Raw genomic sequence first — 26,335 nt, forward strand, 5'->3', positions numbered from 1 at the left:
CTCTCCTTGTGGGGTCGAGGGGTTCTAGAGGATGGGGAGCAGCGCGTAGGACGCGAGTCCGGCGAGGACGCCGCCGATGGCGGGACCGACGACGGGGACCCAGGCGTAGGACCAGTCGCTCGAGCCCTTGCCCTTGATCGGCAGGATCGCGTGCGCGATGCGGGGGCCGAGGTCACGGGCGGGGTTGATGGCGTAGCCGGTCGGCCCGCCGAGGGACGCGCCGATGCCGACCACGAGGAGGGCGACGGGGACGGCGCCGAGCGCCGAGAGGCCGGCGGGGGTGGAGGCGTCGGCGTCCGGGTTGTTGGCGAGGCTGAAGCCGAGGATCACGATGACCAGCACGAACGTGCCGATGATCTCCGTGACGAGGTTCCAGCCGTAGTTGCGGATGGACGGGCCGGTCGAGAACACGCCGAGCTTGGTCGCCGCGTCGGGCTCCTCGTCGAAGTGCTGCTTGTAGGCGAGCCAGCAGAAGACGGCTCCGATGATCGCGCCGACCATCTGGGCGAGGATGTAGACCGGCACGCTCGCCGGGTCCTCGACCTTGCCGGCCGCCAGCAGCCCGAGCGTGACGGCGGGGTTGAGGTGCGCGCCGGATGCGTACGAGACGGTGACGCCGGCGAAGACCGCGAGGCCCCAGCCGAAGTTGACCATCAGGGTGCCGCCGGCGAGACCCTTCGACTTGATGAGCGCGACGTTCGCCACGACTCCGCATCCCAGGAGGATGAGGAGGGCGGTGCCCACCGTCTCCGAGAGGAATATGACTCCAAGATCCACTGAGTGGTGCTCCGATCGTTCGTCGAGGCGCGGGGGCGGCCTCTGCCGCGTCATCGCGGTGCCTCCAACCTAGTGCCGGGGGCCTCCCCGGCCGGGTTGCGGCGGGCCGCTCCTCGACGCGGACCCGTCCCCCCGGCCGGAGCTCGTCGGCGTCCGTCCGGTCGGGCGCGGGGACTGTCCCCGCGCGTGCCGCCGGGCGTATGTTGGCGGCACGCCCGAGTCGCCGCCGACCGAGTCCCGTCCTCGATCCGGCTCGGATGCGCGGCGGCGCGCTGCCGCCCGAGACCCGCGAGGAGCCGGCCGTGAAGAAGCTGATCAACGACCCGAGGTCGGTGGCCGAGGAGGCCGTCGCGGGCTTCGCCGCCGCGCACGCCGACCTGGTCGTGCTGAGCGCCGACCCGCTGTTCGTCCGTCGCGCCGAGCCGACCCGACCCGGCCGCGTCGCCCTCGTGAGCGGCGGCGGCAGCGGGCACGAGCCCCTGCACGCGGGGTTCGTCGGGCACGGCATGCTCGACGCCGCCGTGCCGGGGCCGGTCTTCACGAGCCCGACGCCGGATCCGGTCGTCGCCGCCACCCTCGCCGTAGACGGCGGAGCGGGCGTGCTGCACATCGTCAAGAACTACACGGGAGACGTCCTGAACTTCGAGACGGCGGCCGAGCTCGCCGAGGCGGAGGGGGTCCGCGTGCGGAGCGTGCTCGTCGACGACGACGTCGCGGTCACCGACTCCCTCTACACGGCCGGCCGGCGCGGCGTCGCGGGCACCGTGCTCGTGGAGCGCATCGCGGGCGCCGCGGCCGAGCGCGGGGACGACCTCGACGCCGTCGCCGGTATCGCCGAGCGCGTCGTGGCGCGGGTCCGCAGCATGGGCGTCGCGATCCGCGCCTGCACCGTCCCGCACGCGGGCGAGCCGAGCTTCGCGCTGGAGGACGACGAGATGGAGATCGGCATCGGGATCCACGGCGAGCCCGGGAGGGTCAAGCTGCCGCTCGAGCCGGTGGACGCCATCGTCGACCGCCTGCTCGATCCCGTGCTCGAGGACCTGGCCGCGCCGGCGGGCAGCCGGGTGCTCCTGCTCGTGAACGGCATGGGCGCGACGCCGCTGTCCGAGCTGTACATCGCGTACCGGCGGGCGGCCGCCGTGCTCGAGGAGGCCGGCCTGACCGTCGCCCGGAGCCTCGTGGGAGACTACGTCACGGCCCTCGACATGGAGGGGCTGTCCCTCACGGTGCTGCAGCTCGACGACGAGCTCATCGAGCTGTGGGACTCACCCGTGCAGACCGCCGCCCTGCGGTGGGGGAGGTAGCTGATGGCACTCGGGACCGACTGGATCGTGGCCTGGACCGCGGAGGCGGCGCGCGTCGTCGCCGAGCGGCGGGGCGAGCTCATCGCCCTCGACCGCGAGATCGGCGACGGCGACCACGGCGAGAACCTCGACCGCGGCTTCAGCGCCGTCACGGCCAAGCTCGCGGGCCTCGCGTCGGACGCCTCGCCGGCCGACGCGCTCAAGACCGTCGCCACCACGCTGATCTCCACGGTCGGCGGCGCCTCCGGACCGCTGCTCGGCACGGCGTACCTCAAGGCCTCGGCGGCCGTGGCGGGCCGCGACGGCCTGGACGCGTTCGCGATGGCCGACCTGCTCGAGGCCGCCGTGGGCGGGATCGTCCTCCGCGGCAAGGCCGAGCGGGGCGACAAGACCATGGTCGACGCCTGGGGTCCCGCGGCGGAGGCCGCCCGTGCCGCGGCGTCCGCCGGGTCCAGCCCCGTCGACGCCCTGTCCGCCGCGGCCGACGCCGCCGAGCGGGGGGCCGAGGAGACCGAGCCGCTCGTCGCCCGCAAGGGCCGCGCGTCCTACCTCGGGGACCGCGCGATCGGCCATCGGGATCCGGGCGCGCAGTCGTCCGCCCTTATCCTCCGCGCGGCGGCCTCGACCGCCCGCGACGCCGACGGGTCGGCCTCGTGAGCGTCGGCCTCGTCCTCGTCTCGCACAGCGCCCTCATCGCGCACGGCCTCGTCGCCCTCGCGCGGCAGATGGCCCCGACGGTCGCGCTCGTGCCTGCCGGGGGGTCCGGTGACGGCACGCTCGACGACGCGGGCATCGGCACGAGCTTCGACGTCGTGTCCGCGGCGCTCGCCGCGGCGGAGGGCGGCGACGGCGTGGTCGTGCTCGCCGACCTGGGTTCCGCGTACCTGACGGCCGAGACCGCCGTCGACCTCCTCGACGAGGACGCCGCCGCCCGCGTCGTCGTCGTGCGCGCGCCGCTCGTGGAGGGCGCCGTCGCCGCCGCGGTCGCGGCCGAGACCGGCGGCTCGCTCGAGGAGGTGGCCGCGGCCGCCGCCTCGGCCGCGGGAGCCGATGCCGCGCAGGACGCGGACGCGGGGATCGCACCGGATCCCGAGGTCGCCGCGCCCGCGGCCGCGAGCGGCTCCGCATCCGGCACCGTCCGCGGCGAGGCCGTCCTCGTCAACCGCGACGGCCTGCATGCCCGCCCGGCGGCCGACTTCGTCACGCGCGCGTCGACGTACTCGTCGGCCATCACCGTCAACGGCCAGAACGCCGTCTCGCTCCTCGGCGTCATGGCGCTCGGGCTGACCCGTGGCGCGCACGTGGTCGTGGAGGCGACGGGAGACGACGCCGCGGAAGCCGTCACCGCGCTCGTCGAGCTGATCGAGTCGGGCTTCGGGGAGGCCTGAGGACCCGTCCGCGCGTCGGTCGCGCCGGGGTCAGACCGCGTCGACGTAGACCCAGGATCCCGCGTGCCGGGCGAAGCGGCTGACCTCGCGCTGGCTGCCGCGCGTCCCCTCGTGCCGGTACGCCGCCTCGAACTCCACGACGCCCGTGGCGTCCTCCCGTCCGCCGAGCGCGGTCCGCACGATGGTGAGCCGGTACCAGCGCACGGCCGCGTCCAGCTCGAGCTCCTCCGGTCGGGTTGACGGGTGCCAGCTGCGCGCCAGGTACGCCGCGTCGCCGCGCGCGTAGGCGGCGAAGCGGGATCGCATGAGCCGCTCGGCGGTGGGGGCCGGGGCGTCGCCGCGGTGGAGCGGTCCGCAGCACGCGCCGTACGGGTTCCCGCTCGTGCAGGGGCACCACGCGTCGTCGTCGGGCGTCGACCACGGGGCGTCGGGGGAGAGGCGCGTCATCCCCCGAGCCTCCCACGGCGGAGGACCCGGAGCAGGATGGGGGAGCGGCCGCGGACGCGGACCCGTCCCGATGCGAGGAGATCACCATGACCGACGCCACCGACCTCCTCGTGGACGCCTTCGGGCGCATCGGCGGGATCGTGCACGACGCCGTCGACGGCCTCGACGCCGACGACCTCGCCTTCCGCCCGGATCCCGAGGCGAACTCCGTCGGCTGGCTCGTCTGGCACCTCGCCCGCGTCCAGGACGCCCAGGTCGCGGACGTCGCCGGCGCCGACCAGACGTGGACGAGCGGCGGGTGGGCCGAGCGGTTCGCCCTGCCCTTCGACGACGGCGCGACGGGCTACGGGCAGTCGCCGGAGGACGTGGCCGCGCTCGCGGGCACAAGGCCGGAGCTCCTCACGGGCTACCTCGACGCCGTGCAGTCCGCGACGCTGGCCTACCTCGCCGGCCTCGACGCCGCCGAGCTCGACCGCGTGGTGGACGAGGACTGGACGCCCGTCGTCACCCTCGGCGCGCGCCTCGTGAGCGTCCTCGCGGACGACCTGCAGCACGCCGGCCAGGCGTCGTACCTCGCGGGCTTGATCGCGCGCCGACGCTGAGCGGGTCGGACCGGATCCGCCGCGCCCGCCGCCGGGCCGCGCTCAGCCGGGCAGCCCCGCCTCGATCGCCGCGATGACCTCCGGCGCGTCCGGCTCGACCGTGGGACGGAAGCGGTGGACGGTGCCCGACGGCGCGACGACGAACTTCTCGAAGTTCCACTTCACGCGCCCGGCCTTCCCGTCGGCGTCCGGCGTCTGCGTCAGCTCCGCGTAGACGGGGTGGGCGGACCGTCCGTTGACCTTGACCTTCTCCATCATCGGGAACGTGACTCCCCAGGTGGTGGAGCAGTACTCGTCGATGGCCTCCGCGGATCCGAGCTCCTGCAGGAACTGGTTGCTCGGGAAGCCGATGACGGTGAAGCCGCGCTCCCCGTAGGTGCGCTGGAGCTGCTCGAGCTTCTCGTACTGCGGCGCCAGGCCGCAGCGCGAGGCGACGTTGACGACGAGGACGACCTTGTCGGCGTACGCGCCGAAGGTGGTGGCCTCGCCCTGGAGCGTGGTGAGCGGGATCGCGTCGAGCCGGGGATGCGTCATGGCCCGACCGTAGACCGGGCGGCTGACAGCGGCCGGGACGCGGCGGCGACGCGCTCCCCGGACGCGGAGGAGGCCGGCCGCCTCTCGGCGACCGGCCTCCCGGGTGCGGACGGTCCCGCAGGACGCGACGCTAGTTCGCGAACTCCGTGACGGTCGCGTCGGCCGCGACCTTCGTGGCGCCCACGTCGACGCCGTGGTGCGTGCGCAGCGTGTCGACGGTGTCCTGGATCTCGTCGTCGCGCTCATCGTCGCTCCAGCCGAGCGCCTCCTGAAGCACGTCCGCGATCTCCGCGAGCATCTCGTGGGTCACGCCGCCGACGAACGCGAGGTTCGTGCGCCGCAGGACGACGTCGGCCAGGTGCACGGCGTCCTCGTGCGTGGCGAAGTACGCGATCTCGGCGCGCGTGAGCTGCGGGTCGGTCGCGAGCGGCGTGGAGGGCTGGCCCGAGAGCACGTCGATGACGCTCGTGGCGCGCGTGCCGTAGCGGTTGAGCAGCCGGTCGACCTGGTCGGTGCCGATGCCCTCCGCACGGGCCGCCTGCGTGGCGATCCAGCGGGCGCGGGCGGTGCTGGAGGACGGGAAGTCCTTGCCGCCGCCGATGGGCATGCCCGTCGTGTCGACCGAGCGCTCGACGCCGAGTCGCGTGGTCGCCTCCGTCGAGAGGTGGGCGGACAGCGCGCGGAACGTCGTCCACTTGCCGCCGACGAGGCTCAGCACCTTCGCGTCGGGCAGGCCGGCGATCTCGGTCTCCACGATGCGGTAGTCGCGGGAGACGAAGCCGGGCGCCGTGTCCTCGTGCCGCGGCAGGGGACGGATGCCCGAGTAGCGGTACACGATGTGGTCGCGGTTCAGCTCGATCTGCGGGAAGACGTGCTTCACGAGGTCGAAGAAGTAGTCGACCTCCTCCTCGGTGCACACGGCCGGCTCGCGCGGGTCGGCGTCGATGTCGGTCGTGCCGATGAGCACGCGGCCCTTCAGCGGGTAGATGAGGACGATCCGGCCGTCGTTGTTCTCGAAGAAGATCTCGCGGCCCTTGGTGGCCTCGAGCAGCTCGGCGTTGTCGACGACGATGTGCGAGCCCTTGGTGCCGCCCATGAACTTCGTGTCGCCGCCCATGGCGTCGTTGGTGAGGTCGGTCCAGGGACCGGACGCGTTGACCACGACGTCGGCCTTGACTACGAACTCGGTGCCGGAGATGACGTCGCGAAGCTTGACGCCGCCGTCCTCGACGCCGACGGCCTCGAGGTAGTTGGCGCTCCGGGCGTGGTCGCCCGCGGCGAGGCCGTCCTTGAGCACGTCGAGCGCGAGGCGCTCGGGCTCGTGCACGGAGGCGTCGTAGTACGTGCCGGTGAACTTGACGTCCTTGTTGAGGGCGGGCATGTCCTCGCGGGCCGCCTTGCCGATGCGGAAGCGGTGGCGCGGGACCGAGCCGCCGTCGCGCGAGAAGGAGTCGTAGAGGGTCATGCCGACGCTGATGAGGAGCGCCCCGCGCTCCTTGGTCGAGCGCTGCTTGTGCGTGAGCATGCGCAGCGGCGCGTTGAGGATGCCGGAGAAGGCGGAGAAGATCGGCATCGTGGTCTGCAGCGGCTTCACGTAGTGGGGCGCGATGCGGATGAGGCCGTTCCGCTCCTCGACGGACTCGCGGACGAGCCGGAACTCGCCGTTCTCGAGGTAGCGGATGCCGCCGTGGATCATGTGCGAGCTGGCGGCCGAGGCGCCCGAGCCGTAGTCGGCGCGCTCGACGAGCACGACGTCGACGCCCTGGAGCGCCAGGTCCCGGAACGTCGCGATGCCGTTGATGCCGCCGCCGATGACGAGCACCTGCGCGCTCGGGCGGTCGTCGATGCGGGCGACGTTGTCCCGCAGGTCGGTCTTCTTCGACGTGGTCACGAGGAGGCTTCTTCCTGTTGTCCTGATGCGTGCGCTGTGCGCGTTCTCCGTCCATCATCCGCCCGCGAACGGATTCCGCGAAGCCCGTGCACGGATGTGCAACCATGACCGGATGGTCGACGGCATCGCGCACGAGCGCACCCAGGACGCCCTGCGGGCGGCGCACCTCTACTACATGCAGGACCTGACGATGGAGGCCATCGCGCGCGAGCTGGGCACGAGCCGCTCGTCGGTGTCGCGCCTCCTGTCCTTCGCCCGGGAGACGGGGCTCGTGGACATCCAGATCCGCTCGCCCCTGGACCTCGCGACCGTCCTGGGCGAGCAGCTGCACGAGCGCTACGGCGTGGTCGCGCACGTGGTGCCCGTGCCGGACCAGACGAGCGACGTCGACCGCGTCGACCGCGTCGCCCTCTCGGCTGCACGGATGCTCACCCAGTACGTCGACTCCAACATGGTGGTCGGCGTCGCATGGGGCTCGACCGTGAGCGCCGTCAGCCGCTACCTCGTGCCGAAGCCCACGCACAACACGCTCGTCGTGCAGCTCAACGGCGCCGGCAACGTCCGGACCACGGGGATCATGTACGCCAGCGAGATCCTCCGCCGCTTCGGCCACGCCTACGGCGCCACGGTGCAGCAGTTCCCGGTCCCCGCGTTCTTCGACGACCCGGCCACCAAGCTGGCCCTCTGGCGCGAGCGGAGCACGAAGCGCGTGCTCGAGCTGCAGGAGCGCATGGACATGGTGCTGTTCGGCGTGGGGTCCCCCGTGGCCCTCGTGCCGAGCCACGTCTACTCGGGCGGCTACCTGGAGCGGTCCGATCAGCGGGCCCTCGACGCCGACGGCGTCGTGGGCGACGTCTCCACCGTCTTCTTCCGGGAGGACGGGTCGTCGGCGGACATCGCGATCAACGCCCGCGCGAGCGGCCCGGACCTCGCCACGATCCGCAAGGCGCCCCGGCGCGTGTGCGTCGTCGCGGGCGCGTCGAAGGCGCGGAGCGTCCGCGGGGCCCTGGCGGCGGGCCTCGTCACGGACATCGTGCTCGACGAGGGGACGGCGCGGGCGCTGCTGCAGTGACGCCGCGAGGAGGGGGAGGGGAACGGTGGGCGATACCGGACTCGAACCGATGACCTCTTCCGTGTGAAGGAAGCGCGCTACCAACTGCGCCAATCGCCCGTGCTCGCACCGCGGACGGTGCGGATCCATGATGCCATACCGCGGGGGCGGCCACGGTCACCCGGGGCGCGCGGGCGATGACCGGTGGCGGCCGCCGGCGCGACACGCCCGGGTCGACCCATTCCGCGCGCCCGCCCGATCCGCGTGGACACGGGGCAGCAGGCCTGTGGACGGGGTCGCGCAGGCCCTCCGGCGACCGTCGTTTTGCACCCGCGCCGGGAGATCGGCTAGAGTCATCGAGCACGCAGGGTCACCGGGAAGCCGGGGACGGCGTGCGGAATGCGGATGTGGCGCAGTGGTAGCGCATCACCTTGCCAAGGTGAGGGTCGCGAGTTCGAATCTCGTCATCCGCTCGAACAGGGGCCCCGTGAGGGGTCCCTTTCACAAGGTGGGAACCACCGGTGGTGGGGTGGCCGAGAGGCGAGGCAGCGGCCTGCAAAGCCGTCCACGCGGGTTCAAATCCCGTCCCCACCTCGAGCAAGTGCATGAGCGATTGGCGCAGCGGTAGCGCGCTTCCCTGACACGGAAGAGGTCGCTGGTTCGATCCCAGTATCGCTCACCACCCAGAAGGCCCCGGGCAACCGGGGCCTTCTGCTTTTCCCGGGCGCCTGCCGTCGAGGAGGCCCTCCCGCGCGCCGGTAGTCTGGATCGGTTCCGTCCCCGTCCCGCAAGGAGCCCTCAGTGGTAGACGCCGCCCAGCCCGAGATCCACCACGAGGCCGCGCCCGCGGAGACGACCGCGCAGCCGGTCGAGGCGACGGAGGCGGGCACGGGGTTCACGCTCTTCGCGGACCGCGCCGTCGTCGCGATGCGCATCGACGGGGAGCTGAAGGACCTGGCGGCCGACGTCGCGCCGGGCGACGTCGTGGAGCCGGTCCGCATCGACTCGCCCGACGGCCTCGCGATCCTCCGGCACTCGGCGGCGCACGTCATGGCGCAGGCCGTGCAGCAGATCGACCCGGAGGCGAAGCTCGGCATCGGGCCGCCCGTCACCGACGGCTTCTACTTCGACTTCGACGTGGCGGAGCCCTTCACGCCCGAGGACCTCAAGGCCATCTCCAAGAACATGGAGCGGATCATCCGCCAGGGGCAGCGGTTCACCCGCCGGGTGGTCTCCGAGGAGGAGGCGCGCGAGCTGATGGCCGACGAGCCGTACAAGCTCGAGCTCATCGGCCTGAAGGGCGGGTCCAGCGAGGAGCTCGGCGAGGACGGCGAGTCCGTCGAGGTCGGCGGCGCGGAGCTCACGGTCTACGAGAACGTCGACGGCAAGACCGGCGAGGTCTTCTGGCGGGACCTGTGCCGGGGCCCGCACCTCCCGAGCACCCGCATGGTGGGCAACGGCTGGGCGCTGTCGCGCGTCGCGGCCGCCTACTGGCGCGGATCCGAGAAGAACCCGCAGCTCCAGCGCATCTACGGCACGGCCTGGCCCACGAAGGACGAGCTGCGCGCGTACCAGGGCCGCATCGAGGAGGCGCTGAAGCGCGACCACCGTCGCCTCGGCGCCGAGCTCGACCTCTTCTCCTTCCCGGACGAGATCGGCTCCGGCCTCGCGGTCTTCCACCCCAAGGGCGGCATCATCCGCCGCGAGATGGAGGACTACTCGCGCCGCCGGCACGAGTCGGCCGGATACGAGTTCGTCTACTCGCCGCACATCACGAAGTCGAACCTGTTCGAGACGAGCGGGCACCTCGACTTCTACAAGGACGGCATGTTCCCCGCCATGCACCTGGACGAGGCGCGGAACGACGAGGGCGAGATCACGCGCCAGGGCGCGGACTACTACCTCAAGCCCATGAACTGCCCGATGCACGTGCTCATCTACCGGTCGCGCCAGCGCTCCTACCGCGAGCTGCCGCTGCGCCTGTTCGAGTTCGGCACCGTGTACCGCAACGAGAAGTCCGGCGTGATCCACGGCCTCACCCGCGTGCGCGGCATGACGCAGGACGACGCCCACATCTTCACGACGCGCGAGCGCATGGCGGACGAGCTCAAGGGCACGCTGGAGTTCGTGCTGTCGCTGCTCCGCGACTACGGCCTCGACGACTTCTACCTCGAGCTCTCCACGAAGGACCCGGACAAGTTCGTCGGCTCGGACGAGGTCTGGGAGGAGGCGACCGAGACGCTCCGCCAGGTGGCGGTCGACACCGGGCTCGAGCTCGTGCCGGACCCCGCGGGCGCCGCGTTCTACGGGCCGAAGATCTCGGTGCAGGCCAGGGACGCGATCGGCCGCACGTGGCAGATGTCCACCATCCAGCTCGACTTCAACCTGCCGGAGCGCTTCGGCCTGGAGTACACGGCCAACGACGGGACGCGCAAGCAGCCGGTGATGATCCACCGTGCGCTCTTCGGCTCGATCGAGCGCTTCTTCGGCGTGCTCACCGAGCACTACGCGGGCGCGTTCCCGGTGTGGCTGTCGCCCGTGCAGGTCGTCGGCATCCCGGTGGCCGAGGACTACGAGGAGTACCTCGGCGGCGTCCTCGACCGCCTCCGCGCGGAGGGCGTCCGGGTGCAGCTCGACACGTCCGACGACCGGATGCCGAAGAAGATCCGAACCCACACCAAGCTGCGCGTGCCGTACCAGCTCATCGCCGGCGAGGACGACCGCGCCGCGGGATCCGTGAGCTTCCGCTTCCGCGACGGGACGCAGGTCAACGGCGTGCCCGTGGACGAGGCCGTCGAGCGGATCACGGGCGCCATCGCGCGCCGCGAGCAGGTGGTGACCGCGTGGCCCGTCTGACACTGTCGGACCACGAGTCCGGGGGAGACGACGAGCAGGGCGCCGCGCGCGTGGACGACCCCGGGCACCTCGCCGGCGTGCCGGACGAGTTCCAGCGCCTGTGGACCCCGCACCGCATGGTCTACATCCAGAAGGGGCAGCAGCCCGATCGCGACGACTGCCCCTTCTGCATCGCGCCGTCGATGTCGGACGAGGACGCGCTCATCGTCGCCCGCGGCGAGCACGCCTACGTGCTGCTGAACCTCTTCCCCTACAACAGCGGCCACCTGCTCGTCTGCCCCTACCGGCACATCGCGACCTACGACCTCGCGAGCCCGGAGGAGGTCGCCGAGATCGGATCCCTCACGCAGACGGCCATGCGCGTCGTGCGCGAGGTGTCGCGGAACGACGGCTACAACATCGGCATGAACCAGGGGCAGGTCGCGGGCGCCGGCATCGCGGAGCACCTGCACCAGCACATCGTGCCCCGGTGGGGGCAGGACGCGAACTTCCTGCCGATCATCGCCAAGACGAAGGCGCTGCCGCAGCTGCTGGGCGACGTCCGTGCATCCATCGCAGCAGCCTGGCCCGCCCCCGCGGGCGAATAGGATAGGGACCACAATGACTGACACCAACACCCCCGGACAGGTCGGCTCGAGCCGCGTCAAGCGCGGACTCGCGGAGATGCTCAAGGGCGGCGTCATCATGGACGTCGTCAACGCCGAGCAGGCGCGCATCGCGGAGGACGCGGGAGCCGTCGCCGTCATGGCCCTCGAGCGCGTCCCCGCGGACATCCGCTCGCAGGGCGGCGTCGCCCGCATGAGCGACCCCGACCTCATCGACCAGATCAAGGCCGAGGTCTCCATCCCCGTCATGGCGAAGGCCCGCATCGGCCACTTCGTCGAGGCGCAGGTCCTGCAGTCCCTCGAGGTCGACTACATCGACGAGTCCGAGGTGCTGAGCCCGGCCGACTACGTGAACCACATCGACAAGTGGGGCTTCACGGTCCCCTTCGTCTGCGGCGCCACCACGCTCGGCGAGGCCCTCCGCCGCATCACCGAGGGCGCGGCCATGATCCGCTCCAAGGGCGAGGCCGGCACGGGCGACGTCTCCGAGGCCACCAAGCACATCCGCACCATCAAGTCGGAGATCCGCGCGCTCAGCGCCCTCACGCACGACGAGATCTACGTCGCCGCGAAGGAGCTGCAGGCGCCGTACGACCTGGTGCTCGAGGTCGCGAAGACGGGCCAGCTGCCCGTCGTGCTGTTCACCGCGGGCGGCGTGGCCACCCCGGCGGACGCGGCCATGATGATGCAGCTCGGCGCCGACGGCGTGTTCGTCGGATCGGGCATCTTCAAGTCCGGCAACCCGGTTGCGCGCGCCAAGGCCGTCGTCACGGCCACGGCGCTCTACCAGGACCCCGACGCGATCGCGCAGGCGTCGCGCGGGCTGGGCGAGGCCATGGTCGGGATCAACGTCGCCGACGTCCCGGCACCGCACCGCCTCGCCGAGCGTGGCTGGTAGCAGCGCGGCTCCGCACGGCGACGGCCAGCTCGTCGGCGTCCTCGCGATCCAGGGGGACGTCCGCGAGCACGTCCGCGTCCTCGAGGGCTTCGGTGCCCGGACCCGGCTCGTCCGCCAGCCGAAGGACCTGCCGGGGCTGTCCGGCCTCGTGATCCCCGGCGGCGAGTCGACCGTGATGGACAAGCTGTCGCGCCAGTTCGGGGTCGCGGAGCCGCTGCGCGCCGCGATCGACGACGGACTGCCGGTCTACGGCACGTGCGCCGGTCTCATCATGCTGGCCGACGAGATCGTCGACGCGATCCACGGGCAGCGGAGCATCGGCGGCCTCGACGTGTCGGTCCGGCGGAACGCCTTCGGATCCCAGACGGCCTCGTTCGAGGTCGACCTCGACGTCCCGGCGATCGGCGACCCGCCGGTGCATGCCGTGTTCATCCGCGCCCCCGTGGTCGCGTCGGTGGGCGAGGCCGCGACGACGCTCGCCGCGCTCGACGACGGGCGCGTGGTCGCGGTCCGGCAGGGCGCGCTGCTCGGCACGTCGTTCCACCCGGAGGTCACGGGCGACCTCCGCTTCCACCGCCTCTTCCTCGACATGGTCGAGGAGTCGGGCCGCACCCTCTGACCTCGCGGCCCCTCGGCGGGGCCGCCCGATGGTCCATCATGGACAGCGATCACACGCCGCGTTAGGAGAACCACCCGTGTCCGGACATTCCAAGTGGGCGACCACGAAGCACAAGAAGGCGATCATCGACTCGCGTCGCGCGAAGTCGTTCGCGAAGCTGATCAAGAACATCGAGGTCGCGGCGAAGATCGGCGGCGCCGACATGTCGGGCAACCCGACCCTTGTCGACGCGGTGCAGAAGGCCAAGAAGACCAGCGTCCCGAACGACAACATCGACCGCGCCGTCAAGCGCGGGGCCGGCCTGCTCGGTGAGGTCGTCGACTACCAGACGATCATCTACGAGGGCTACGCGGCCAATGGCGTCGCGATGCTCGTCGAGTGCCTCACGGACAACAAGAACCGCGCGGCCGCCGAGGTCCGCACCGCCATGAGCCGCAACGGCGGCACCATGGCCGACCCGGGCAGCGTCGCCTACAACTTCCACCGCAAGGGCGTCCTCGCGGTGCCGCATGCGGAGACCCCCTCGGAGGACGACGTCCTCGCGGCGGTCCTCGACGCGGGCGCCGAGGACGTCACCGATCACGGCGAGGTGTTCGAGATCCAGTGCGAGCCCGCCGACATGGTGGCCGTCCGCCAGGCGCTGCAGGAGGCGGGCATCGACTACGACTCCGCCGACGTGGAGTTCGTGCCGCAGGTCAAGGTCGAGGTCGACCTCGAGACGGCGCGCAAGGTCAACAAGCTCGTTGACGCCATGGAGGACCTGGACGACGTGCAGAACATCTACATCAACAGCGACGTGCCCGCCGACGTGCAGGCCGCGCTGGACGACGAGGACGAGGAGTAGGTCCTCATCGCCGGGGTGCGGGGGAGCGGCGCGGGCGGCAGCGGACCGTCCGTGCGGATCCTCGGGATCGACCCCGGCCTGACGCGCTGCGGCGTCGGGGTGGTCGACGTGTTCGCCGACCGCTCCGCGCGCATCGTCGACGTCCAGGTCGTGCGCACGAGCCCCACCGAGGAGCTGCACCACCGGCTCATGGCCGTGGGCGACGGCATCGAGGAGCTGGTGGACCGGCACCGGCCGTCGGTCGTGGCCGTCGAGCGCGTGTTCGCGCAGGACAACCTCTCCACGGTCATGGGCGTGGCGCAGATCACGGGGGTGGCGCTGGTCGGCGCGGCCCGGCGCGGGCTCGACGTCCGGATGCACACGCCGAGCGAGGTCAAGGCCGCCGTCACCGGGTACGGGCAGGCCGACAAGAAGCAGGTCGCGGCCATGGTCGCGCGCATCCTGGGGCTCGACGAGCTGCCCGCTCCCGCCGACGCGTCGGACGCCCTGGCCCTCGCCATCTGCGCGGGGTGGCGCGCCGGGATCTCCCGCGCGGGCATCGCCGGGACGCCTGCGCCGACCGCCCGGAGCGTGCCGCCGGGAGCCGTTCCGGCGACCTCCGCCGTCGCGGGGCCGACGGCGGCGCAGGCCGCGTGGATCGCCGCCGAGCGTGCGCAGCGGGGTCGGCGCTAGCTCATAGGCTGGGCGGCGTGATCTCCTCCCTCCGCGGCACCGTGCTGTCCGTCTCCGGTCAGACCCTCCTGCTGGAGGTGCACGGGGTGGGCTACGGCGTCTCCGTGACGCCCCGGCACGCGCTCCAGCTGCGGCACGGATCCGAGGCCACCGTCCTCACGTCCCTCGTGGTCCGCGAGGACTCGCTCACCCTCTTCGGCTTCCCGGGCCCGGACGAGCTCCGCGCCTTCGAGCTCCTCTGCGGCGTCACGGGCGTGGGACCCAAGTCGGCCCTCGCGGTGCTGGAGCACCTCGACCCCGAGGCCATGGCGCACGCGGTCGCCGTCGAGGACGACGCCGCCTTCCGCCGCGTCTCCGGGATCGGGCCGAAGACAGCCAAGCTCATCGTGCTGCAGCTCGCGGGGAAGCTCGTCGTCACGCAGCGCGCACGTGCCACGGCGTCCGCCGCCGCCTCCACCGTCACGGCCGACGTCGTCATGGCGCTGATCGGCCTCGGCTGGTCCGAGCGCGTGGCCCGCGTCGCCGTCGACGACGCGGCCGCCGCCGCGGCCGAGCAGGGCACGCCTGCCGACATGGCCCGCCTGCTGCGCGTCGCGCTCGGGATGCTCGGACCGCAGCAGCCCGGGGGCCAGGCTGCGGCCGGCCAGGCGGCGGAGAGGTGACCGGCATCGCGCCCGGCGACGCGGCGAGCCCCGTCCCCGAGTCCGACGCGGAGCTCGCGTTCGAGGGCGCGCTCCGGCCGCGCTCGCTCTCGGAGTTCGTCGGGCAGGTGAAGGTGCGGGGTCAGCTGGAGCTGCTGCTCACGGCCGCCGCGATGCAGAACCGCTCGCCCGACCACATCCTGCTCGCCGGCCCTCCCGGGCTCGGCAAGACCACGCTCGCGATGATCGTCGCCGAGGAGAGCCGCCGGCCGCTGCGGTTGACGAGCGGGCCGGCGATCCAGCACGCGGGCGACCTGGCCGCCGTGCTGTCCGCGCTCGTGCCGGGCGAGATCCTGTTCGTCGACGAGATCCACCGCATGGCGCGCTCGGCCGAGGAGATGCTGTACCTCGCGATGGAGGACTTCCGCATCGACATCATGGTCGGCAAGGGCGCGGGCGCCACGTCCATCCCGCTCGAGCTCTCGCCGTTCACGCTCGTCGGCGCGACCACGCGCTCGGGCATGCTGCCCAGCCCGCTGCGCGACCGCTTCGGCTTCACCGCGCACCTCGAGTTCTACGAGACGCACGAGCTGGAGCAGGTGATCGAGCGGGCCGCCCGGATGCTGCACCTGGAGATCGAGCACGAGGCCGTCGCGGAGATCGCGGGCCGCTGCCGGGGGACGCCGCGCATCGCCAACCGCCTGCTCCGTCGCGTGCGCGACTACGCGCTCGTGCACGGGACGGAGGCGGACCTCGCGTCCGTCCGGGCCGCGCTGGAGCTCTACGACGTGGACCCGCTCGGCCTCGACCGCCTCGACCGGGCCGTCATGCGCGGCATCCTCACGCGCTTCGGCGGCGGGCCCGTGGGGCTGAACACGCTCGCGGTCTCCGTGGGGGAGGAGGCGGAGACGATCGAGTCGGTCGTCGAGCCGTTCCTCGTGCGCATCGGTCTCGTGACGCGCACGCCCCGGGGGAGGGTCGCCACGCCCGCCGCGTGGCGCCACTTCGGCCTCGAGGCGCCCGTCGCGCCCGGCTCCCCGGCGCGCGCGACCGGGGCTCCGGGAGCACCGGGAACCGCCGAGGCCCTCCGGGGCGATGGCCTATGATTCAAGCTGGCCTCCCGCGGAACGTCGCCGGTTCGTCGTGTCCGTCACCCCCCAGAACCTGAAAGGCCCGTCCCGCATGGACCCGTTCACCCTCATCATGTTCGCCGTCCTGGCGCTGCTCATCTTCTTCATGTTCCGCAACAGCCGGAAGCGCCAGAAGGACCTCGCCGACCTGCAGACGCAGATGGTCCCCGGAGCCGAGGTCATGACCGCGTCCGGCATCTACGGCACGCTCGTCTCCTTCGACGAGGAGAACAACCTCGCGTACCTCGAGGTCTCGCCCGGCACCGTGCTGAAGCTGCACCGCCAGACGATCGCCCGCGTGGTCGAGCCGACGACCGGGGTCGCCGACGACGCCGCGGTGCTCGTGGACGACGCCCCCGCCGCCGACGCCCCCGTCATCGACGAGACCGGCACGTCCGACTCCGCCCGTCGCCTCGACGACGGCGACGCGCCGACCGCGCGCCCCTGATCCACCCGGCGGGCGTCCTCGGGACGCCCGCCGCACCCGGGCGGGATCGCGCCCGGCCCAGCTCCCACCCTCCATCCGGGAAGCGCGCCCTCGCGGCGGGTCCCGTGAAGAAAGTCGAGTGTCCAGGTGGCCAAGTCGCCCACACCGGTACGCAAGGCCCGGCGCAAGCTCGTCTGGCTGCTCGTCATCATCGGCCTCCTCGCCGGCGGCAATGCCGCGAGCGTCGCGTTCAGCAACGGCTCGTGGACGCCGAAGCTGGCGCTCGACCTCGAGGGCGGCACGCAGATCATCCTCGCGCCGCAGCTCGACGGCGCGTCCTCCGGCCCCACGAGCGAGCAGCTCGCCCAGGCGGTGTCGATCATCCGCCAGCGCGTCGACGCGAGCGGCGTCTCCGAGGCGGAGATCACGACCCAGGGCGGCAGCAACATCGTCGTGAGCCTGCCGGGTGAGCCCGATGCGGCCACCATGCAGCGCCTGCAGTCGTCCGCGAAGCTCGAGCTGCGCCCCGTGCTCGTCGGCGCGGCCGGCACCGCCTCCGTCGGCGCCACGCCCACGCCCGCGCCCACCGACGGATCCGCCCCCGCGCCCACCGACGGTTCGACGCCCGCCGCCGAGCCGCCCGCTGCCGAGACGCCCGCTGCCGAGGCGACCCCCGACCCCGCGACGCTGTCCGACGAGCCCACGGCGGAGCCGACCGGCCCCAGCGACATCTCCTGGGTCACGCCGCGCCTCCAGGCCCAGTTCGCCGCCTACGACTGCGCGACCGCGCCGGAGAGCGACGGCCAGTCCGCGCCCGCCGACCGCGCGATCATCGCCTGCTCGGACGACGGGGCCGCGAAGTACGTCCTCGGTCCGGTCGAGGTCGACGGCAGCACCATCTCCGACGCGACGAGCGGCCTCCAGCAGTCCAGCCAGGGCGTCAGCACGGGCACCTGGTCGGTCAACCTCGTCTTCGACGGCGCCGGCACGAAGCAGTTCGGCGACATGTCGACGCGCCTCATCACGCTCGAGTCGCCGCGCAACCAGTTCGCGTTCGTGCTCGACAACGAGGTCATCTCGGCGCCGGTCACCCAGGGCGTCGTCACGAACGGCAAGCCCTCGATCACCGGCAACTTCACGCAGGAGAGCGCGAAGGCCCTGGCCGACCAGCTCAAGTTCGGCGCCCTGCCGCTGAGCTTCACGCTGCAGAGCTCGGACGTCATCTCGGCGACCCTCGGTTCCTCGCAGCTCACGAGCGGCCTCATCGCGGGCCTCATCGGCCTCGTGCTGGTGGTGCTCTACTCGCTCGTGCAGTACCGGGCGCTGGGGATGGTCACCATCGCCTCGCTCGTCATCGCGGCGGTGATCACCTACCTCCTCATCACGCTGCTCAGTTGGCGGGAGGGGTACCGGCTGTCGCTCGCCGGGGTGGCGGGTCTCATCGTGGCCATCGGCATCACGGCGGACTCGTTCATCGTCTACTTCGAGCGGATCAAGGACGAGCTCCGCGACGGCCGGGGCCTCGTCTCGTCCGTCGAGCAGGGCTGGAAGCGCGCGCTGCGCACGATCATCGCGTCGGACACGGTCAACTTCCTCGCGGCCGCCGTGCTCTTCATCCTCGCGGTCGGCAACGTGAAGGGCTTCGCGCTCACGCTCGGGCTCACGACGATCATCGACCTCATCGTCGTCTCGCTCTTCACGCATCCGATCCTGCAGCTGCTCGCCAACCGGCGGTTCTTCGCGGAGGGCCACCGCATGAGCGGGCTCGACCCGCGGGCGCTCGGCGCGGTCTACCGCGGGCGCGCGACGTTCAAGGCGCCCACCGCCCCCACCGGACGCGGCGCCGCCGCGGCCAAGGAGGCGGCCCGCCGCCAGACCATCGCCGAGCGCAAGGCCGCCCAGGGCGCGCCGGCCGGATCCACGAAGACCGCGACGATCGACGCGCCGCGGCCCGACGACACGAGCAGGGACGACTGATGGCTGGCTTCTCCGAGTTCGGCAACGACCTCTACACGGGCAAGCGCTCGTTCGACATCGTCGGGCGTCGCCGCCTCTGGTACGGCATCGCCGCCGTCTGCATCCTCATCTCGATCCTCGGACCGCTCATCCGCGGGGGCTTCACCTTCGGCATCGAGTTCACCGGCGGATCCGAGTACACGGTGAGCGGGGTGCAGTCGCAGTCGCAGGACATCGCGAGCGACGCCGTCGCCACCGTCACGCCGGTGCCCGCCCGCGTCTCGTCGGTCGGGGCGGACGCCGTGCGCGTGCAGACCGACCAGCTCGAGCCCGCGGACAGCTCCGCGGTCCGCGAGGCCCTCGCGACGGCCTACGGGGTCGAGACGTCGAGCGTCACCGAGTCGTTCATCGGCCCGTCGTGGGGACAGGACATCACCCGCCAGGCGCTGTGGGGGCTCGTGGTCTTCCTCGCGCTGGCGGCGGTCGTCATGTCCGTCTACTTCCGGACGTGGAAGATGTCCGTCGCCGCGATCGTGGCCCTCCTGCACGACCTCGTCCTCACGGCCGGCATCTACGGGCTCACGGGCTTCGAGGTCACGCCGGCCGCCGTCATCGGCTTCCTCACGATCCTCGGGTACTCGCTGTACGACACCGTCGTGGTGTTCGACAAGATCCGCGAGAACACGGCGGAGGACGGCCAGGAGTCGAGGCGCACGTTCGGCCAGTCGGTGAACCTCGCGGTCAACCAGACGCTGGTGCGCTCCATCAACACGTCGGTGGTCGCGATCCTGCCGGTCGGCTCGATCCTCTTCATCGGCGCCGTGGTGCTCGGTGCCGGCACGCTGCGCGACATCGCGCTGTCGCTGTTCATCGGCATCATCGTCGGCACGTACTCGACGATCTTCATCGCCGCCCCGCTCTACGCGCATCTCCGCGAGGGCGAGCCGAAGGTGAAGCGGGGCGACGCGCTGGCGGCCACCGCCGCGAGCCGTGCCCAGGCCGAGCGCGCCGCGGCTACGGTGGAGGCATGACCAGCGCACAGGGAGCCGGCGTCCCCGAGGATCTCGACGCCGCCACCGCCAAGGCCCGGACCACCACGGGCGAGTCCTGGCTCCTCGACGTCCGCGAGGACGACGAGTGGACCGCCGGGCACTCCGCCGTCGCGCACCACATCCCCATGGGCGAGCTCCAGGCCCGCGCCGAGGAGATCCCCACCGAACAGCACATCGCGGTCGTCTGCCGCTCCGGGCACCGCTCGTCGATCGCGACGCAGGCGCTGCTGCGCGGCGGCTTCGCGGCCTCGAACGTCACCGGCGGCATGCAGGCGTGGTCCGAGATGGGCGGCGACGTGGTGACGGACGACGGCGAGCCCGGCCGCGTCGCCTGACCGCCGTCCCGCCGCGGTCGTGGCGCGCGCGTGCACGACGCACGACACGCGCGCTTTCGGCGGCATCACCCCGTGGTCGGGAGCGCTCGGGCGCGGTGATAATTTGGTCTCCAGCACACGCCTGGGAGGCTGAACGATGACGGAGACGACCTCGAGCACCGCTTCCCTCCGGCGCCTGGTGCCCCGGCTGTTCTCGCGGGCCCAGCCGGCCGGTGCCGTGGAGCAGCTCATCCGGACCGCGCGGCTGCACCACCCGAAGGCCGACATGAGCCTCATCGAGCGGGCGTACGCCGTCGCGGAGCGGGCGCACGACGGGCAGAAGCGCAAGAGCGGCGAGCCGTACATCACGCATCCGGTCGCGGTCGCCCAGATCCTGGCCGACCTCGGCATCGGCCCCAAGACCCTGGCGGCCGCGCTCCTCCACGACACCGTCGAGGACACCGAGTACACGCTGGACATGCTCCGTCACGACTTCGGCGACGAGATCGCCATGCTCGTCGACGGCGTCACCAAGCTCGACAAGCTCAAGTACGGCGACAGCGCCCAGGCCGAGACGGTGCGGAAGATGGTCGTCGCGATGTCGAAGGACATCCGCGTGCTGGTGATCAAGCTCGCCGATCGCCTGCACAACGCGCGCACCTGGGGCTTCGTCGAGTCGGCCTCCGCCGAGCGCAAGGCCAAGGAGACGCTGGAGATCTACGCGCCGCTCGCGCACCGCCTCGGCATCTCGACCATCAAGTGGGAGCTCGAGGACCTCTCGTTCGCCGTGCTGTACCCGAAGATCTACGTCGAGATCGAGAACCTCGTGAAGCAGCGCACGCCGCAGCGCGAGCAGTTCGTGCAGCAGGTGATCGACAGCGTCAACGACGATCTGCGCGCCGCCCGCATCCGCGGCAAGGTCGCCGGCCGACCCAAGCAGTACTACTCGATCTACCAGAAGATGGTCGTGCGGGGCCGCGAGTTCGACGAGATCTACGACCTCGTCGGCATCCGGGTCCTGGTCGACTCCCTGCGCGACTGCTACGCGGTCCTCGGTGCGATCCACGCGCGGTGGACCCCCGTGCCGGGTCGCTTCAAGGACTACATCGCCACCCCGAAGTTCAACCTCTACCAGTCGCTGCACACCACGGTCATCGGACCGAAGGGGCGGCCCGTGGAGATCCAGATCCGCACGCACGAGATGCACCAGCGCGCCGAGTTCGGTGTCGCCGCGCACTGGAAGTACAAGGAGCGCATGAACGGCGGGCGCGCGACCGAGGTCTCGCCGCAGGGCGACACCGACCTCGCGTGGCTGGCCCACATCTCCGACTGGCAGTCCGAGACCGCGGACCCCGGGGAGTTCCTCGACTCGCTGCGCTTCGAGATCGGCGCGAAGGAGGTCTACGTCTTCACGCCGCACGGCAAGGTGATCGGGTTGCCCGCCGGCGGCACGCCCGTGGACTTCGCCTACGCGGTGCACACGGACGTCGGGCACCGCACGATGGGCGCGAAGGTCAACGGGCGCCTCGTGCCGCTCGAGAACCCGCTCACCACAGGCGACGTCGTCGAGGTCTTCACGTCGAAGAACCCCGACAGCGGTCCCAGCAAGGACTGGCTGGCGTTCGTCAAGAGCGCCCGCGCGCGCAACAAGATCAAGCAGTGGTTCACCAAGGAGCGCCGCGAGGAGGCGATCGAGCAGGGCAAGGACGCGATCGCCCGCGCCATGCGCAAGCAGAACCTCCCGCTGCAGAAGCTCATGAACCAGGACGCGTTCTCCGACGTGGCCCAGAGCATGAAGTACGACGACGTCGCCGCGCTCTACGCGGCCGTCGGCGAGGGGCACGTCTCCACGCAGTCCGTGATCGAGAAGGTGCTCACGTCCATCCAGGGCGACAGCGGCGGGGAGGCGGAGGAGGTCTTCGCCGTCACGCAGCGCTCGCGCGTCTCGCGGAACAGCGACTCGGGCGTGCTGGTGCGCGGGGCCCCCGACATCCTCGTGAAGCTCGCCAAGTGCTGCACGCCCGTCCCCGGTGACGAGATCATCGGGTTCGTGACCCGCGGCGCCGGCGTCTCCGTGCACCAGGCGAACTGCCACAACGTGGACAGCCTGCGCGCGGAGCCGGACCGCATGATCGAGGTCGAGTGGGCCCCCTCGTCGAAGAGCCTCTTCCTCGTCCACATCCAGGTCGAGGCGCTCGACCGCTCCGGCCTGCTCAGCGACGTGACGCGCGTGCTCTCCGAGCACCACGTGAACATCCTCTCGGCATCGGTCTCGACGTCGTCGAACCGTCTCGCGATCAGCCGCTTCGTCTTCGAGATGGGCGACGTGACGCACCTGGATCGCGTGCTCAACGCCGTGCGGCGCATCGACGCCGTGTACGACGTCTACCGCGTCAACGGGGGCTGACCGCCCCGGATCCGCGACCGTCGCCCGCCCCGTCCGACGCCTCCGTCGAGGCGCGACGGGCGAGGGCGTCGAGGCGGGCGAGCGCCCGTCGCTTGTCGGGAAGGGCCCCCGAGGCCGCCAGGTGCTCGCGGGCGCCGGCAGCGGTGACCCCGGGCAGGGCCAGGAGGCCGAGGCAGGCGCTCTCGTGCCGCGGCGTGAGGTCCGCCACGGTGCGGGTGATGTCGCAGAGCGTGCGCAGCGGCGTGGTGACGCGGAGCCCTGCCAGGCCGATCGTGTCGCGCTCGTCGAGGACGACCTCGCGGATCCGGACGTGGCGTAGGGCCGGCGGATGGCACCGCGCCACCGTGTCGACGCAGTACTCGTGGGTGCGCGGCGGGGTGCGGATGGCGCCGTGCACCCACGCCGCGGTCATGCGCTCGGCGATGAGCCGCGAGGGGACCTGCGCGGCCAGCGCCGCAGCGCGGAGCCACGGCGAGGCCAGCTCGTCGACGGGGGAGTAGCAGGCGTCGACCTCGTACACCTCGCCGTCGAGGCGGGCGGAGCAGAGCTCGGCGAGCGGGAGGTCGAGGACCGACAGGACGGGGGCGAGGCGCGGGGACATGGGCGCACCATGCCATCGCGCGGGCCGGGACGGACGACGGCCCGGGATGCTGTGGAGGATCCCGGGCCGTCGTGGTCGTGCGGAGGAGCGGCCGGCTAGGAGCCGAGCGCGTCCAGCCAGACGCGGCGGGCGGCGAGCGCCTCCTCCGCGTCCTTGATGCGGCGGGCGTCGCCGTCGGCCTGGGCCGCGTCGAGCTCCCGCTGCAGCTTGTCGATGGCCGCGCCGAGCTGCGAGGCGAGGCCCTCGGAGCGGGCCTTCGTCTCCGGGTTGTTCTTGCGCCAGAACTCCTCGTCGAGCGTGCGGACGTGCGTCTCCACCTTGCGCAGTCGGTCCTCGACGGTCTTGACGCTGTCGCGGGGGACGCGGCCGATCGCGTCCCAGCGGAGCTGGATCGCCGTCAGCCTGTCCCGCGCCGCGGTGCGCTCGGTGATCTGGAGGACGGGCTCGGCCTCGTCGAGGAGGGCGAGCTTCGCCTGCAGGTTGGCCTGCTGCTCCTCGTCGTCCGCCGCGTCGACCTCGGCCTTGGCGCCGTAGAGCACGTCGCCCGCGGCCTTGAACTGCGCCCACAGCGCGTCGTCGTAGCGCTTGCCGGCGCGGCCGGCGAGCTTCCACTCGTCGAGGAGACGGCGGTAGGCGGGGATGCCGCCGACGCCCTGCGGCTCGAGCGCGCGCGCCTGCTCGACGATGGCCTGCTTCTTCGAGCGGGCGTCCTTGTGCGCGTTGTCGAGCTCGGCGAAGAAGGCCTTGCGCTCGGTGTCGATGGTGGAGCGCGCCGTGCGGAAGCGCTTCCAGAGCTCGTTGGCCTCGTTCTTCGGCAGGCGCGGGCCGGTCTGCTGGTGCTGCTGCCACCGGCCGAACAGGGCGTCGACCTCGGCGGTCAGCTGCTTCCACTGGACCTTCGAGAAGTCCTGGCTCGCCAGGCGCTCGGTCTCCTCGACGATGGCGGTGCGCTCGGCGATGGCGCCCTGCACGACCTGCCGCTGCTCCTCGCCCTGCTTCTCGGTGAGCTCGCCGACGGTGGCGGCCAGGACGTCCAGGCGGGCGCGGAGCGCGGCGAGGTCGCCGACCGCGTTGGCGCCGTCGACGGCCTGGATGAGGTGGGCGACGGCCTTGGAGATGTCGGTCGCGGGAGCGCCGCGCTTGGCGCGCTGCTCCAGGAGCGTGACCTGCCCGGCGAGGTCGGTGTACTTGCGCTGGAAGTAGGCGAGGGCCTCCTCGGGAGTCCCGTCGGGGTACTGCCCCACGGCGCGCTCGCCGTCGCCCTCGCGCAGGAAGACGGTGCCCGTCTCGTCGACGCGGCCCCAGGGGGTCTGATCGTTGTCAGCCACGGATTCCACCTTGTTCGTAGGACCGGACGGACCGGTGCGGAGACGTGCACGTCAGCCTAGAGCACCGCTCGCGGACGGGATCGCCCGGGAGCCGGTGCAGGCCGCCGTACCGATCATGCCCCAGCGGCGGTCCGACCGACGCGGTCGCGGGCGGAACGGACCTCCGCTCGCAGGCGCTCGTGAGGACCGGCGGTCGGGCCGAGGGGTCAGGGGGCGGGGCTGGGAGCCGGCGTCGTCGGGTCCGGCTCGGGGGCGGGCGCCGGGGACGACGACGGCGCGGGAGCCGGCGCGCCCGGCCCGGACTCGTACGTGACCTGCGCCCCCACGGCCAGCGCCGCGACGAGGACCAGCCCGACGACCGCGGCGACGTCGTCGCGCCGACGACGACGGATCAGGCGCGCGTGCATCTCCTGCCGCGCCGCGTGGCGGCGGATGCGGGCCTGCGCCTCGCGGGCTGCGCGGTCGTTCCTGGGCACCACGGCGTCCTCCTGTCCCCGCCCGAGGAGGCGGTACGGGAACCGTAGCCGGTCGCGCCTACCATCGAGATCATGACCGACACCCGACCGGGCCTCCGCTCGGGGGCCACGCCCCTGGCCGTCCGGATGCGTCCCCGGAGCCTCGACGAGGTCACGGGCCAGCGCCACCTGCTCACGCCCGGGTCGCCGCTCGTGAGCCTCGCCTCGGACGTCGCGGGGGAGCAGGGCTCGGTCTCGATCATCCTGTGGGGTCCTCCCGGCACCGGGAAGACGACGCTCGCGCAGGCCATCGCGCACGGCTCGAGCCGCCGGTTCGTCGAGCTGTCCGCGGTGACGGCCGGGGTGCGCGACGTCCGCCAGGTGATGGAGAAGGCGCTGAGCGACCGGGACCTCTTCGGCGTCTCGACCGTGCTCTTCCTCGACGAGATCCACCGCTTCACGAAGGCGCAGCAGGACGCGCTGCTGCCGGGCGTCGAGAACGGCTGGGTGATCCTGATCGCGGCCACCACGGAGAACCCGTCCTTCTCGGTGATCTCGCCGCTGCTGTCGCGCAGCCTCCTGCTGACGCTCGAGCAGCTCGACGACGACGACCTCGGCGTGCTCGTGGACCGCGCGGTGGCCGACGCGCGCGGGCTCGGCGGGCGGTTCGCGCTCGACGACGACGCGCGGGCGATGATCATCCGGCTCGCCTCGGGCGACGCCCGGCGCGCCCTCACGGCGCTGGAGGCGGCGGCGGTCTCGGCCCAGGCCGACGCGTCGGGCAGGGCGCGCGCGGAGGAGGAGGCAGCCGAGGACGCGGACGATGACGACGACCACGAGAAGGACGGCGACGAGCGGGACGCGCCGGACGCCGATCCGGCCCCCATCCCCATCTCCACCGAGCAGGTCGCGCTCGCGGTCGACCGCGCGCTCCTCCGCTACGACCGCAACGGCGACGAGCACTACGACGTCATCAGCGCGTTCATCAAGTCCATCCGCGGATCCGACGTCGACGCGGCCCTCCACTACCTGGCCCGGATGATCGAGGCGGGGGAGGACCCGCGCTTCATCGCCCGCCGCATCATCGTCTCGGCGTCCGAGGACATCGGGCTCGCCGACCCCCAGGCCCTCGTCGTGGCGGTCGCCGCCGCGGACGCCGTGCAGCTCATCGGCATGCCCGAGGGCCGGATCCCGCTGGCGCAGGCGGTCGTGCACCTGGCGACCGCGCCGAAGTCGAACGCGTCCTACCTCGGGATCGACCAGGCCATCGCCGACGTCCGCGCGGGCGCGTTCGGCCGCGTGCCGCTGCACCTCCGCGACGCCCACTACCCGGGCGCGAAGCGGCTCGGCCACGGCGAGGGCTACCGCTATCCCCACGACGCCGACATCGGGGTCGTGCGGCAGCAGTACCTGCCCGACGAGCTCGACGGCCGCACCTACTACTCGCCCACGCAGCACGGGCACGAGCGGGACCTCTCCGCTCGGCTGGAGAAGCTGCGGCGCATCGTCCGCGGGGGATGAGCCCGGCGCGGCGCA

General features: G+C 72.3%; 26 protein-coding genes and 4 tRNA genes. 22 read left to right on the forward strand and 8 right to left on the reverse strand.

Annotated elements, in window-relative coordinates; all coding sequences use genetic code 11:
- Positions 1–24 precede the first annotated feature (24 nt).
- Positions 25–831 (reverse strand): MIP/aquaporin family protein, encoded by an 807-nt coding sequence (locus tag QFZ62_RS00775; RefSeq protein ID WP_307500871.1) that lies wholly within the window; start codon positions 829–831, stop codon positions 25–27.
- Positions 832–1,079: 248 nt separating this feature from the next.
- On the opposite strand from QFZ62_RS00775, the gene dhaK reads away from it, so the two are divergent.
- From dhaK to dhaM, 3 genes are read left to right on the forward strand one after another with little or no spacing between them, the layout of a single operon-like run.
- Entirely contained in the window at positions 1,080–2,081 is a 1,002-nt protein-coding gene (gene dhaK / locus QFZ62_RS00780) for a dihydroxyacetone kinase subunit DhaK (protein ID WP_307500872.1), read from the forward strand.
- 3 nt (positions 2,082–2,084) lie between these two features.
- On the forward strand, positions 2,085–2,738 hold the full coding sequence (gene dhaL, locus QFZ62_RS00785; protein WP_307500873.1) for a dihydroxyacetone kinase subunit DhaL: 654 nt from the start codon (positions 2,085–2,087) through the stop codon (positions 2,736–2,738).
- Positions 2,735–3,469: a dihydroxyacetone kinase phosphoryl donor subunit DhaM gene (dhaM, locus tag QFZ62_RS00790; protein WP_307500874.1), complete on the forward strand. Its 735-nt coding sequence runs from the start codon at positions 2,735–2,737 to the stop codon at positions 3,467–3,469. Before dhaL ends, dhaM begins: the two co-directional genes overlap by 4 nt.
- 30 nt (positions 3,470–3,499) lie before the next feature.
- Here the strand turns inward: dhaM and QFZ62_RS00795 are convergent, their stop codons facing one another.
- Positions 3,500–3,916, reverse strand: coding sequence for a YchJ family protein (locus QFZ62_RS00795; protein ID WP_307500875.1), 417 nt, complete (start codon positions 3,914–3,916; stop codon positions 3,500–3,502).
- A gap of 86 nt (positions 3,917–4,002) precedes the next feature.
- Here QFZ62_RS00795 and QFZ62_RS00800 point away from each other — a divergent pair, with 86 nt between their 5' ends.
- Positions 4,003–4,518 carry a DinB family protein gene (locus QFZ62_RS00800; RefSeq protein WP_307500876.1) on the forward strand — a complete coding sequence of 172 codons (516 nt, stop codon included), beginning with the start codon at positions 4,003–4,005 and terminating at the stop codon, positions 4,516–4,518.
- 42 nt (positions 4,519–4,560) lie between these two features.
- Here the strand turns inward: QFZ62_RS00800 and QFZ62_RS00805 are convergent, their stop codons facing one another.
- Together QFZ62_RS00805 and QFZ62_RS00810 are read right to left on the reverse strand one after the other, a co-directional pair.
- Positions 4,561–5,052: a glutathione peroxidase gene (locus QFZ62_RS00805; RefSeq protein ID WP_307500877.1), complete on the reverse strand. Its 492-nt coding sequence runs from the start codon at positions 5,050–5,052 to the stop codon at positions 4,561–4,563.
- 130 nt (positions 5,053–5,182) lie between these two features.
- On the reverse strand, positions 5,183–6,943 hold the full coding sequence (locus QFZ62_RS00810) for a glycerol-3-phosphate dehydrogenase/oxidase (protein WP_307500878.1): 1,761 nt from the start codon (positions 6,941–6,943) through the stop codon (positions 5,183–5,185).
- A gap of 112 nt (positions 6,944–7,055) precedes the next feature.
- Between QFZ62_RS00810 and QFZ62_RS00815 the strand changes: the two genes are divergently transcribed.
- Positions 7,056–8,015, forward strand: coding sequence for a sugar-binding transcriptional regulator (locus QFZ62_RS00815; RefSeq protein WP_307500879.1), 960 nt, complete (start codon positions 7,056–7,058; stop codon positions 8,013–8,015).
- Positions 8,016–8,041: 26 nt separating this feature from the next.
- Here QFZ62_RS00815 and QFZ62_RS00820 read toward each other — a convergent pair.
- A tRNA-Val gene (locus QFZ62_RS00820) sits at positions 8,042–8,114 on the reverse strand.
- A gap of 281 nt (positions 8,115–8,395) precedes the next feature.
- On the opposite strand from QFZ62_RS00820, the gene QFZ62_RS00825 reads away from it, so the two are divergent.
- The 16 genes from QFZ62_RS00825 to QFZ62_RS00900 all read left to right on the forward strand — a co-directional run bounded on the left by QFZ62_RS00825 (position 8,396) and on the right by QFZ62_RS00900 (position 22,415).
- A tRNA-Gly gene (locus QFZ62_RS00825) sits at positions 8,396–8,467 on the forward strand.
- 50 nt (positions 8,468–8,517) lie between these two features.
- Positions 8,518–8,588, forward strand: a tRNA-Cys gene (locus tag QFZ62_RS00830).
- A gap of 13 nt (positions 8,589–8,601) precedes the next feature.
- Positions 8,602–8,676: transfer RNA gene (locus QFZ62_RS00835), tRNA-Val, on the forward strand.
- 119 nt (positions 8,677–8,795) lie between these two features.
- Entirely contained in the window at positions 8,796–10,850 is a 2,055-nt protein-coding gene (gene thrS, locus QFZ62_RS00840) for a threonine--tRNA ligase (protein WP_307500880.1), read from the forward strand.
- On the forward strand, positions 10,838–11,437 hold the full coding sequence (locus tag QFZ62_RS00845; protein WP_373425928.1) for an HIT domain-containing protein: 600 nt from the start codon (positions 10,838–10,840) through the stop codon (positions 11,435–11,437). The genes thrS and QFZ62_RS00845 overlap by 13 nt, the downstream gene beginning before the upstream one ends.
- Positions 11,438–11,450: 13 nt before the next feature.
- A complete protein-coding gene (gene pdxS / locus QFZ62_RS00850; protein ID WP_307500881.1) occupies positions 11,451–12,353 on the forward strand; it encodes a pyridoxal 5'-phosphate synthase lyase subunit PdxS in 903 nt (300 codons plus the stop codon).
- Positions 12,343–12,972 carry a pyridoxal 5'-phosphate synthase glutaminase subunit PdxT gene (gene pdxT / locus QFZ62_RS00855; protein WP_307500882.1) on the forward strand — a complete coding sequence of 210 codons (630 nt, stop codon included), beginning with the start codon at positions 12,343–12,345 and terminating at the stop codon, positions 12,970–12,972. The genes pdxS and pdxT overlap by 11 nt, the downstream gene beginning before the upstream one ends.
- A gap of 76 nt (positions 12,973–13,048) precedes the next feature.
- On the forward strand, positions 13,049–13,816 hold the full coding sequence (locus tag QFZ62_RS00860; RefSeq protein ID WP_307500883.1) for a YebC/PmpR family DNA-binding transcriptional regulator: 768 nt from the start codon (positions 13,049–13,051) through the stop codon (positions 13,814–13,816).
- Between the two features lie 51 nt (positions 13,817–13,867).
- On the forward strand, positions 13,868–14,488 hold the full coding sequence (ruvC, locus tag QFZ62_RS00865; protein ID WP_307500884.1) for a crossover junction endodeoxyribonuclease RuvC: 621 nt from the start codon (positions 13,868–13,870) through the stop codon (positions 14,486–14,488).
- Between the two features lie 17 nt (positions 14,489–14,505).
- The gene (gene ruvA / locus QFZ62_RS00870) at positions 14,506–15,150 is read left to right on the forward strand and encodes a Holliday junction branch migration protein RuvA (protein ID WP_307500885.1); all 645 of its coding nucleotides are present in this window, start codon (positions 14,506–14,508) and stop codon (positions 15,148–15,150) included.
- Positions 15,147–16,235, forward strand: a complete 1,089-nt coding sequence (gene ruvB, locus QFZ62_RS00875) for a Holliday junction branch migration DNA helicase RuvB (RefSeq protein WP_307500886.1) — start codon at positions 15,147–15,149, stop codon at positions 16,233–16,235. The genes ruvA and ruvB overlap by 4 nt, the downstream gene beginning before the upstream one ends.
- 76 nt (positions 16,236–16,311) lie before the next feature.
- The gene (gene yajC, locus QFZ62_RS00880) at positions 16,312–16,707 is read left to right on the forward strand and encodes a preprotein translocase subunit YajC (protein ID WP_307500887.1); all 396 of its coding nucleotides are present in this window, start codon (positions 16,312–16,314) and stop codon (positions 16,705–16,707) included.
- A 126-nt stretch (positions 16,708–16,833) separates the two neighbouring features.
- Positions 16,834–18,663, forward strand: coding sequence for a protein translocase subunit SecD (secD, locus tag QFZ62_RS00885; protein ID WP_307500888.1), 1,830 nt, complete (start codon positions 16,834–16,836; stop codon positions 18,661–18,663).
- Entirely contained in the window at positions 18,663–19,673 is a 1,011-nt protein-coding gene (secF, locus tag QFZ62_RS00890; RefSeq protein ID WP_307500889.1) for a protein translocase subunit SecF, read from the forward strand. The genes secD and secF overlap by 1 nt, the downstream gene beginning before the upstream one ends.
- Positions 19,670–20,029: a rhodanese-like domain-containing protein gene (locus QFZ62_RS00895; RefSeq protein ID WP_307500890.1), complete on the forward strand. Its 360-nt coding sequence runs from the start codon at positions 19,670–19,672 to the stop codon at positions 20,027–20,029. Before secF ends, QFZ62_RS00895 begins: the two co-directional genes overlap by 4 nt.
- A 136-nt stretch (positions 20,030–20,165) precedes the next feature.
- A complete protein-coding gene (locus tag QFZ62_RS00900) occupies positions 20,166–22,415 on the forward strand; it encodes a bifunctional (p)ppGpp synthetase/guanosine-3',5'-bis(diphosphate) 3'-pyrophosphohydrolase (RefSeq protein ID WP_307500891.1) in 2,250 nt (749 codons plus the stop codon).
- On the opposite strand, the gene QFZ62_RS00905 is transcribed toward QFZ62_RS00900, so the two are convergent.
- The 3 genes from QFZ62_RS00905 to QFZ62_RS00915 all read right to left on the reverse strand — a co-directional run bounded on the left by QFZ62_RS00905 (position 22,402) and on the right by QFZ62_RS00915 (position 24,820).
- Positions 22,402–23,016, reverse strand: a complete 615-nt coding sequence (locus QFZ62_RS00905; RefSeq protein WP_307500892.1) for a hypothetical protein — start codon at positions 23,014–23,016, stop codon at positions 22,402–22,404. The two genes, QFZ62_RS00900 and QFZ62_RS00905, sit on opposite strands and share 14 nt — an antisense overlap.
- Before the next feature lie 95 nt (positions 23,017–23,111).
- Positions 23,112–24,344 (reverse strand): DUF349 domain-containing protein, encoded by a 1,233-nt coding sequence (locus tag QFZ62_RS00910; RefSeq protein WP_307500893.1) that lies wholly within the window; start codon positions 24,342–24,344, stop codon positions 23,112–23,114.
- Positions 24,345–24,550: 206 nt separating this feature from the next.
- Positions 24,551–24,820: a dioxygenase gene (locus QFZ62_RS00915; protein ID WP_307500894.1), complete on the reverse strand. Its 270-nt coding sequence runs from the start codon at positions 24,818–24,820 to the stop codon at positions 24,551–24,553.
- Positions 24,821–24,892: 72 nt separating this feature from the next.
- Between QFZ62_RS00915 and QFZ62_RS00920 the strand changes: the two genes are divergently transcribed.
- Positions 24,893–26,320, forward strand: coding sequence for a replication-associated recombination protein A (locus QFZ62_RS00920; protein WP_307500895.1), 1,428 nt, complete (start codon positions 24,893–24,895; stop codon positions 26,318–26,320).
- Positions 26,321–26,335: the final 15 nt, after the last annotated feature.

The sequence above is a fragment of the Clavibacter sp. B3I6 genome, from assembly GCF_030816895.1.
In the GTDB taxonomy this organism is placed as follows: Bacteria; Actinomycetota; Actinomycetes; order Actinomycetales; family Microbacteriaceae; genus Clavibacter.

Bases quoted from the DNA above. Each gene is read 5' to 3' on its own strand.
- QFZ62_RS00905 (WP_307500892.1), bottom strand. From the start codon at position 23,016: ATGTCCCCGCGCCTCGCCCCCGTCCTGTCGGTCCTCGACCTCCCGCTC.
- pdxS (WP_307500881.1), top strand. From the start codon at position 11,451: ATGACTGACACCAACACCCCCGGACAGGTCGGCTCGAGCCGCGTCAAG.
- QFZ62_RS00900 (WP_307500891.1), top strand. From the start codon at position 20,166: ATGACGGAGACGACCTCGAGCACCGCTTCCCTCCGGCGCCTGGTGCCC.
- QFZ62_RS00795 (WP_307500875.1), bottom strand. From the start codon at position 3,916: ATGACGCGCCTCTCCCCCGACGCCCCGTGGTCGACGCCCGACGACGAC.
- dhaL (WP_307500873.1), top strand. From the start codon at position 2,085: ATGGCACTCGGGACCGACTGGATCGTGGCCTGGACCGCGGAGGCGGCG.
- QFZ62_RS00805 (WP_307500877.1), bottom strand. From the start codon at position 5,052: ATGACGCATCCCCGGCTCGACGCGATCCCGCTCACCACGCTCCAGGGC.
- QFZ62_RS00775 (WP_307500871.1), bottom strand. From the start codon at position 831: ATGACGCGGCAGAGGCCGCCCCCGCGCCTCGACGAACGATCGGAGCAC.
- secF (WP_307500889.1), top strand. From the start codon at position 18,663: ATGGCTGGCTTCTCCGAGTTCGGCAACGACCTCTACACGGGCAAGCGC.
- yajC (WP_307500887.1), top strand. From the start codon at position 16,312: ATGGACCCGTTCACCCTCATCATGTTCGCCGTCCTGGCGCTGCTCATC.
- QFZ62_RS00815 (WP_307500879.1), top strand. From the start codon at position 7,056: ATGGTCGACGGCATCGCGCACGAGCGCACCCAGGACGCCCTGCGGGCG.
- QFZ62_RS00920 (WP_307500895.1), top strand. From the start codon at position 24,893: ATGACCGACACCCGACCGGGCCTCCGCTCGGGGGCCACGCCCCTGGCC.
- QFZ62_RS00895 (WP_307500890.1), top strand. From the start codon at position 19,670: ATGACCAGCGCACAGGGAGCCGGCGTCCCCGAGGATCTCGACGCCGCC.
- QFZ62_RS00800 (WP_307500876.1), top strand. From the start codon at position 4,003: ATGACCGACGCCACCGACCTCCTCGTGGACGCCTTCGGGCGCATCGGC.